The organism is Zarconia navalis LEGE 11467 (assembly GCF_015207075.1).
Lineage (GTDB): Bacteria > Cyanobacteriota > Cyanobacteriia > Cyanobacteriales > Geitlerinemataceae > Zarconia > Zarconia navalis.
In genome coordinates this window covers 1-7,656 of record NZ_JADEXN010000237.1, presented here as the reverse complement: position 1 = coordinate 7,656, position 7,656 = coordinate 1, and the positions used below count along the sequence as shown (strand labels likewise).

6 protein-coding genes and 1 pseudogene are annotated in these 7,656 nt (G+C 50.1%); 5 read left to right on the top strand and 2 right to left on the bottom strand.

Annotated features, from left to right (window positions below; translation table 11 throughout):
* A partial coding sequence (locus tag IQ235_RS13235) for an HD family phosphohydrolase (protein ID WP_264321925.1) occupies positions 1-982 on the top strand: 982 nt, incomplete at its 5' end.
* A gap of 175 nt (positions 983-1,157) precedes the next feature.
* Here IQ235_RS13235 and IQ235_RS13230 read toward each other — a convergent pair.
* Positions 1,158-2,396: a molybdopterin molybdotransferase MoeA gene (locus tag IQ235_RS13230; protein WP_264321924.1), complete on the bottom strand. Its 1,239-nt coding sequence runs from the start codon at positions 2,394-2,396 to the stop codon at positions 1,158-1,160.
* A gap of 111 nt (positions 2,397-2,507) precedes the next feature.
* On the opposite strand from IQ235_RS13230, the gene IQ235_RS13225 reads away from it, so the two are divergent.
* Positions 2,508-3,566, top strand: a complete 1,059-nt coding sequence (locus IQ235_RS13225) for a glycosyltransferase family 4 protein (RefSeq protein ID WP_264321923.1) — start codon at positions 2,508-2,510, stop codon at positions 3,564-3,566.
* Positions 3,567-3,616: 50 nt separating this feature from the next.
* Here IQ235_RS13225 and IQ235_RS13220 read toward each other — a convergent pair whose 3' ends face one another.
* On the bottom strand, positions 3,617-5,428 hold the full coding sequence (locus IQ235_RS13220; RefSeq protein ID WP_264321922.1) for an ABC transporter ATP-binding protein: 1,812 nt from the start codon (positions 5,426-5,428) through the stop codon (positions 3,617-3,619).
* A 136-nt stretch (positions 5,429-5,564) separates the two neighbouring features.
* Between IQ235_RS13220 and IQ235_RS13215 the strand changes: the two genes are divergently transcribed.
* From IQ235_RS13215 to IQ235_RS13205, 3 genes and pseudogenes are all read left to right on the top strand, one after another.
* Entirely contained in the window at positions 5,565-6,422 is an 858-nt protein-coding gene (locus IQ235_RS13215) for a sulfotransferase family protein (protein ID WP_264321921.1), read from the top strand.
* 547 nt (positions 6,423-6,969) lie between these two features.
* Entirely contained in the window at positions 6,970-7,275 is a 306-nt protein-coding gene (locus tag IQ235_RS13210; protein WP_264321926.1) for a cation:proton antiporter subunit C, read from the top strand.
* Positions 7,272-7,656 (top strand): annotated as a pseudogene (locus tag IQ235_RS13205) (cation:proton antiporter); the annotation flags it as partial. The gene IQ235_RS13210 and the pseudogene IQ235_RS13205, both read left to right, overlap by 4 nt.

The window sequence follows — 7,656 nt, the reverse complement described above, 5'->3', positions numbered from 1 at the left end:
CCTCCTCGGCGGTGTGATTGCCGGACGGCTGCGGTGTCGGGAAGAACTGGCACTACTGGGACTCGGGGTTGGCTTTACCCAGGGAATCGTTTATCTGATCGTCAATTTGATTATGAGTGGCGCGGCGGGCCCGGTGTGGACGGTTCTTCTGGGTGGGGCCGGGCTTCAGGCAATGCTGGGGGTCTCTTGGAGCGTTGTGGCTTTAGGGCTGAGTCCCTATTTAGAGCATTTGTTCGATTTAGTGACGCCGATTCGGTTGGCAGAGTTGTCCAATCCCAACCGCCCCTTGCTCAAACGGCTCGCCTCAGAAGCCCCCGGCACGTTCCAACATACGCTTTTCGTTGCCACCCTCGCTGAAGCCACCGCCCGAGAACTCGGGTGCAACGTGGAGTTAGTGCGAGCGGGCACTCTCTATCACGATATCGGCAAAATGCACGATCCGTTGGGGTTTGTGGAAAATCAGATGGGAGGGCCGAACAAACACGACTCGATGAACAATCCTTGGCTGAGTGCCAAAATTATTAAGAAGCACGTCAGTGAAGGTTTGGTGATGGCAAAAAAAGCACGGCTGCCCAAGGCGATTCAAGCGTTTATTCCCGAACATCAAGGAACGATGCAAATTGCCTATTTCTATTACCAAGCCAAGCAGAATTATACGGGACAGCGACAGGTTCGAGAAGAAGATTTTCGCTACCCCGGCCCGATTCCCCAATCTCGAGAAACGGGAATTGTGATGTTAGCTGATTCTTGCGAAGCGGCATTGCGATCGCTCGAAGATGCGACGACGGAGGAAGCTCTAGCAATGGTTAACAAAATTCTCCGCGCCCGTTGGAAAGACGAGCAACTGGTGGATTCGGGATTGACCAGAGCTGATATGTCGCAAATTGCCGAGATTTTCGTCCGGGTTTGGCAACAGTTCAATCATAAGCGGATTGCCTATCCCAAGGCGATTTTGTCTCCAGCTTGTCAAGGTAATAAGTAGGTCTGAATTTCGCCCTCAGCGACTAGTGCCTCCGCATGGGTGACCGGTTTTGGTTGTATTTCCTTGGTCAACCTTTTACGATTGATGAGAAGTCTTTCTACCGAACTCGATATAACTTGTCACCCATGATGCCCTCGTGCGACTTCGATCGATAACGTGCCCGATTGGATATGCCCTACAGCATCAAAACCCGAACTCGATCGCCTGCCGAAATAGATTTTTTTCCCACGGGAACGATCGCCAAGCTATTCGTTTGGGCGAGATTAATTAAATTACCGGAACTGTGGCTGCCAGCCGATAAGTCGAATTCATAGCCCTCAGAACTGGGGGAGAGTTGTCCCCAAAGGTAGGTTTCCCGAACGCCACCCGCCCGCAATTGGGATCGCGTTGTTGCTTCCACAAAAGCCGGTTGCCAACCCCGCGATAACCCCGACATTTTTTGCAAAGCGGGTTGAACGAAACGCCAGCAACTCACCAACGCGGAGACGGGATTACCCGGTAAGCCGAAGTAGAGAACCGATCGCCCGTCGCGATCGAAGGTTGCCACCGTCAGGGGTTTGCCCGGTTTAACCGCCACCGATCGAATGTGAATTTCGCTGCCCAATTCCGCAAGAATATCTTCGACGTAATCGTAATCCCCCACGGAAACTCCGCCCGTGGAGAGAACCACATCCGATCGGGCGATCGCCTCAGACATCGCCTGCGCCAGGGCATCGCGGCGATCGGCAACAATCCCCATCCGCAGGGGTTCCACGCCCAACCCCGTCAGAAATGATGCCAGGGCGTATTGATTCGAGTCTACAATCTGTCCCGGTTCTAAAGGGCGATCGGGTTCCACCAACTCGCTACCGGTGGATAGAATGGCGACGCGAGGGCGGCGATAAACTTCGACTTGAGTGCATTGCGCCGCCGCTAATACCGCAATATCTGGGGCTTGCAACCGCACTCCCGCTTCCATCAATACCGTTCCGGCTTGGTAAAATGCCCCTCGGTGACGAACGAACTCACCAACCACTTTTGGGGAAACCGAAATCGAAACGCGATCGCCCTCCCGTTGGGTATTTTCTTGCATCACCACCGTATCCGCCCCCGCAGGCATCATCGAACCAGTGAGGATGCGGGCGGCTTGCCCCCGTTGGAGGGAATGTTGGGGCAGAATGCCTGCGGGAATTTCTTCAACAACGCTCAAGGTGACGCGGCGATCGTCGCTGCATTCTTCCACATCCTCGTAGCGTACCGCGTACCCATCCATCGCCGAGTTATCCCAGTGGGGAAAATCCAGCGCGCTCGTCACGGGGGTTGCCAAAACTCGTCCCGTAGCGTCTAATAGACTGACCGCTTCTGTATCTTGCTGGCGATCGAAAGGTCGAACTAAATCGAAAATGATGGCTTCTGCGTCTTGAACCGGTAGCATGGCGAGCGATGAATTGAATAAGAACGAGTTAATCAAGTTAAATAATTTGCAAAATGCAGCCGTTTTTTCCCATCTAAAAATGCATTTTAAAAATGCAACTATTTTTAAATCGTGCTAATTAATCTCTCATTCCTGATTCCCCAACCAACAGGCATCAGCACCTATGCGTTAAATATCCTACCGCACCTCAAACCCCTTGCCCCCACCCTCCTGACATCCGAACCCTTTCAAGGCTACCACTGTTACCCCATTCCCGGCGGACTCACCCCAGACCAAGGGACGCGGGGGCATCTGCGACGCTTGCAGTGGACGCAGTTTCGCTTGCCCCAGGTGTATCGAAGTTTGGGGGCGAACTTGCTATTTTCTCCTCTCCCAGAAGCCCCTTTGGTGCCTGAATGTCGATCGATTATTACCGTTCACGATCTAATTCCGCTGCGGTTCGGCGATCGCTTTTCTCCCCTAACCACCTACCATCGCTACTACGTTCCCCGCGTCCTCAAACGGGCGCTACACGTTCTGTGTGACTCCACCGCCACCGCAAACGATCTAACGAACTTGATGGGAGTTCCGCCCCAGAAGATTACGCCGGTTCTGCTAGCCTACGATGCCGATCGCTTTCGAAATTTGGATGTTCCCCAAGGCAACTATTTCTTTTATATCGGACGACACCACCCCTATAAGAATTTAGAACGGTTAATTACCGCCTTTGCCCAAATCGACGATCGCGAGGCTCAGTTGTGGATTGCCGGCCCGCCCGATGGGCGCTATACTCCCAAATTAGAAGCCCAGGCGGAGGAATTGGGCGTGGGAAATCGGGTGAAGTTTCTCGGGTACGTCGATGAGGAAAAACTACCCATTCTGCTCAATCAAGCCATTGCCCTGGTGATGCCGTCCTTGTGGGAAGGATTCGGACTACCCGTCCTCGAAGCCATGGCCTGCGGCACTCCTGTCATCACCTCCAATCTCGCCTCGCTGCCAGAAGTGGCTGGAGATGCGGCGCTACTAGTCGATCCCTACAAAACTTTAGAGATTACCGCTGCGATGGAAACGTTACTCAAAGACGAGACCGCGCGATCGCACCTTCGCCAGGCCAGTTTAGCTCGCGCCCGTCAGTTTAGCTGGAGCCGATCGGGACGGGCAACCCTAGAGGTGCTCGAGCAGTTTGTTTGAGATCGCCCAAACGGATAGACATCTCCACCAACCGCGAGTGGGGTCAAGGACTAGCGATAATTTTTAGCTTGAATTTCGAATAGCCTTGCGTAAGTTCCACCCAGTGCAATTAGCTCGTCGTGAGACCCCCTTTCGACAATACGACCGCCATCGAGAACGTAGATGCAGTCTGCCATTTTCACCGTCGACAACCGGTGGGTAATCAAAACGGCCGATTGACCTTCGAGGAGTTCGCGAAACTTCTTAAACACCTCATATTCTGCTTTCGGGTCTAAGGCGCTGGTGGGTTCGTCGAGGACGATTAACTGGGAGTCGCGCAAGAAGGCTCGGGCGATCGAAACTTTTTGCCACTGACCGATGCTCAACTCTTCTCCCTTCTCGAACCGCTTCCCGAGTAAATTATCGTACTGTTGGGGCAGGGTTTCAATCACGTCATGAGCGCCGGAACGACGTGCGGCTTTCTCGATGTCATCCCCTTCGAGAGGAGCATCCACATTCCCCAACCAAATATTTTCGCGCGCGGTTAAGTGATATTTGGCGTAGTCTTGGAAAATGACGCTAATTTGTCGCCGCAGTTCGGCAAGTCCCACATCGCGAATATCGATATCATCGATGGCGATTTTCCCGGAACTGGGATCGTACAATCGGCACAATAACTTAATCAGCGTGGTTTTTCCCGAGCCATTTTCTCCCACCAAGGCAATGACTTCCCCCGGTCGAATTTTGAGGGAAATATCTTTCAGCGCTTGCCGAGCGCTGCCGGGATACTGGAAATCGACATTCTCGAACTCGATGCCACTGCGCATGGGGCGAGGAATGGGTTTTGGGTCGATCGGATCGACCACCGTCGCGTCGAGATCGAGAAATTCAAATAAATACGCCAGATATTGGTTGTCCTCGTAAAGACTGGCAAAGCCATTAAATACCCCCCACAGCGACTGATAGGCTTTGCGGAAGGCTTGGTTGTAGAGCACCAAATCTCCCACGGTAATGTTCCCTTGCACCGTATTGTAGGCAATATAGGCATAGGCTCCCCACATGGCAACGACAGAAATGACAGTGGTGAGAAAATCCGCCACCGCACGTCGAGTGGAAATTTGCAGCTTTTCTTTGAGTAGTTGTCGGCGCAATGTGGAAAAGCGCCGAATAAATAGGTCTCCCAACCCAAAGAGCCGAATTTCTTTAGCATAGTTGTCGCTGGTGAGCAAATTGTTGTAGTATCCCGCTTGGCGTTGGGTTGCCGTGCGTCGTTCGATCCACAGATGAATGATGTGGACGAACTTCAGCCGCACCAGAATTCTCGGGATGACGGGGACGAAAAGCAAACCAACAATCCACCCATTGAGCAAGAACAGCGTCCCAGCCATGGTGAGCAAGCTAATGCTACTGCCAAGAATTTGGTGAGCGCGACCGACAATCCGCATCGGACCCGACGATGCTTGACCTTTGGCTCGATGGAGAACGTCGTAATAGTCGGCATTTTCGTAATGTTCGAGATCGACGCAAACGGCTTTTCGATGGAGCATATCGAAAAGGCGATCGGAAACAATTTGATTTTGAACCTGAGCGATTAGACCCATTGCCGCTCCATCCACCGCACCGAGTAAATTGACGACTCCCATCGCCACGATGAGCGGGAATACAGTAGAAAAGTCTCCTTCCTCTGAGGAAAAGCCGATTGTGACCCGATCGATGAGGGTTTTCATGATGTAGAGGCTAACAATCGGGATACAGCTTTGGACGATCACCAGGACGAACCGGAACATTGTCCAATAGGGTGTGCTTTCCAAAACGATCCGCAAGGCACGACCTAAGTAAAAAACGCGCTGGAAGTCAAAATTAAAAAGGTGGCGAGCTCGCATGGATTCACTTTACGCTAGGACACAACTCTAATTTAGATTAGAAAAAGGGGGATTGAGTAGTCCGTCTTTTCATCTAGACTCGCTCGATATGACTCGTCGCTCTGAGTAATTTCACTGAAGTTTCAAGATCAATTGAATGATAAATCCAATGTTCGATCGCCTTTCACGTTCTCTGAAGCCGTTATTCTCGAGGGGTCGTTCGGCTTATCCTCCCAATTCTCAAATTATCTGGATGGGTTGCTCTCCCCGAAGTGGCTCGACGTTGCTAACCCGTATCCTAAATTCTCATTCCCAAATTGCTTCTCCTTGCGAATTAGCTATCCCAAAATATTTTCCAACTGGGGATGTGAAACAAGAGAGCGTCGGCAACAAATATCAGCAAATTTGTGATTACTATCAAGCAGATTTCGAGCGCAGTTCGATCGATCCGAAATATTTGATGGCGCGAATTTTAGAGCGAGAAGGAAAAGAATGTATCGTTCTCAAAGACCCGAGACAGTCTTTGTTTTTAGCAGAAATTGCCCGCGATTTTCCCGATTCTAAGTTTATTCATCTCGTGCGCGACGTTCGATCGGTGGCGATGAGTAAAATGTTTGCCAACCGACCCAAAGATGCTTTCGAGCGTTGGCTAGAATACAATCAAGCTGTTTTAAACGTGACAAAAACACTCAATGCCGATCGGGTCTTCTCGATCCGCTACGAAAATATTATTGAAAAGCCGAGGGAAGCCATCGAGAAACTGGTGCGGTTTTTAGGTTACGATTTCGAGCCATCTATGCTCGATTACGGTCAATTCGACCACGCGGATGAAAAAATGCGATTGTGGGATGGAACGACCCCGAGTTATTCTCCTTTGCATACCGCACTCGAAACAGCAAAAATTAGTCAAGATGTTGCATTCGATCGCCAAAATTATACCGCTGAAATCTTAGCGTTATATCAAAGTGATGAAACGGTTCGAGATTTGAATATTTTTCTGAATAAAAATAATTAGTTGTCAAAGAATAAAACTTATGAAACCAATTCAAAAAAAATGTCTTTTTTAATTAAGATCGACCGATCGAATGTAACTGAAGCCCTCAACTTAAGAAAATTTTCAAAAATAGAAAACGTCGAATCAGTTTGAGCGAACGAGCGCAAGTGACGAAAAAGTTTCCTCGAACCAGAGCGACTGCCAACCGGATAGCAGGTCTTCTTTAAGGGTGTGTTAAGTGCTATACAATGATAAGCTTTATTCTAAAGCATTACGCGATCTAGATCGGAATTAATACGATTTGTGAATGTGGCTGAGGGCACTCGGTTTTCCCTCAAGGGAAAACTAAAAAGTGTATAGTGTCAGATCGATTGTTTACATTTTAGTATGCAGTTTTGGTTATCGAGCCTGTCTTTAAAAACAATCTCGGATTTCGGCACATCCATCTGAAGTTATCGATCGCCCGCTCAATCGATCGGCAAACTTTGAGAGCCACAATGTTCAAACTAAACTGACAAAGCACGAGCTTAGAGGAAGCAAAGGAAACCAACGATGCCAAACAACGGTGATGTGCGGTTTTGTCGGCATCATCCTCAAGAAGAACCTGATTATAAAAATCATTTCCATGGATGTGATGAGTACCGGGGTGATTGGTTACTACGTTCTGGGGGCAGCGCGGGGGGGGGTGTTTGCGCCGATTGTTACCGATAATCGACAGGTGGCTTATGCAGATCCGGTTCCCCAAGCGGTTATCTTAACGGCGATCGTGATTGGCTTTTCGATTCAGGCTTTAATGCTTGTGGGGGTGATGAAACTCGCCCGAGATAATCCGACCCTGGAGAGCCACGAAATCGAAAAGAATAATATGCCATGAGTACGATTACCATTGCCTGGATCGCCCTACCGTTTTTTGTCGGGTTCAGTATTTATCTCTTTCCCAAGCTCGATCGCTACTTGACATTGGTGGTTGCACTCGCGACCTTTGCCTACGGCTTGGGGCAGCTGGTTAACCCAGTCTCTCAAACCTTAGAATTGCTCGATAGCTTTGGGGTGACCCTGATTATCGACTCCCTCAGCGGCTATTTTATCTTGACCAACGCCTTGGTGACGGCGGCGGTGATTCTCTACTGTTGGTCTGGGGATAAAACGTCATTTTTCTACACCCAGGCGATTATCCTCCACGGCAGCGTCAACGCCGTGTTTATCTGTGGGGACTTTATCAGTCTGTACGTGGCTCTGGAGGTAATCGGGATTG

Bases quoted from the DNA above. Each gene is read 5' to 3' on its own strand.
- IQ235_RS13215 (WP_264321921.1), top strand. From the start codon at position 5,565: ATGATAAATCCAATGTTCGATCGCCTTTCACGTTCTCTGAAGCCGTTA.
- IQ235_RS13220 (WP_264321922.1), bottom strand. From the start codon at position 5,428: ATGCGAGCTCGCCACCTTTTTAATTTTGACTTCCAGCGCGTTTTTTAC.
- IQ235_RS13210 (WP_264321926.1), top strand. From the start codon at position 6,970: ATGTGCGGTTTTGTCGGCATCATCCTCAAGAAGAACCTGATTATAAAA.
- IQ235_RS13230 (WP_264321924.1), bottom strand. From the start codon at position 2,396: ATGCTACCGGTTCAAGACGCAGAAGCCATCATTTTCGATTTAGTTCGA.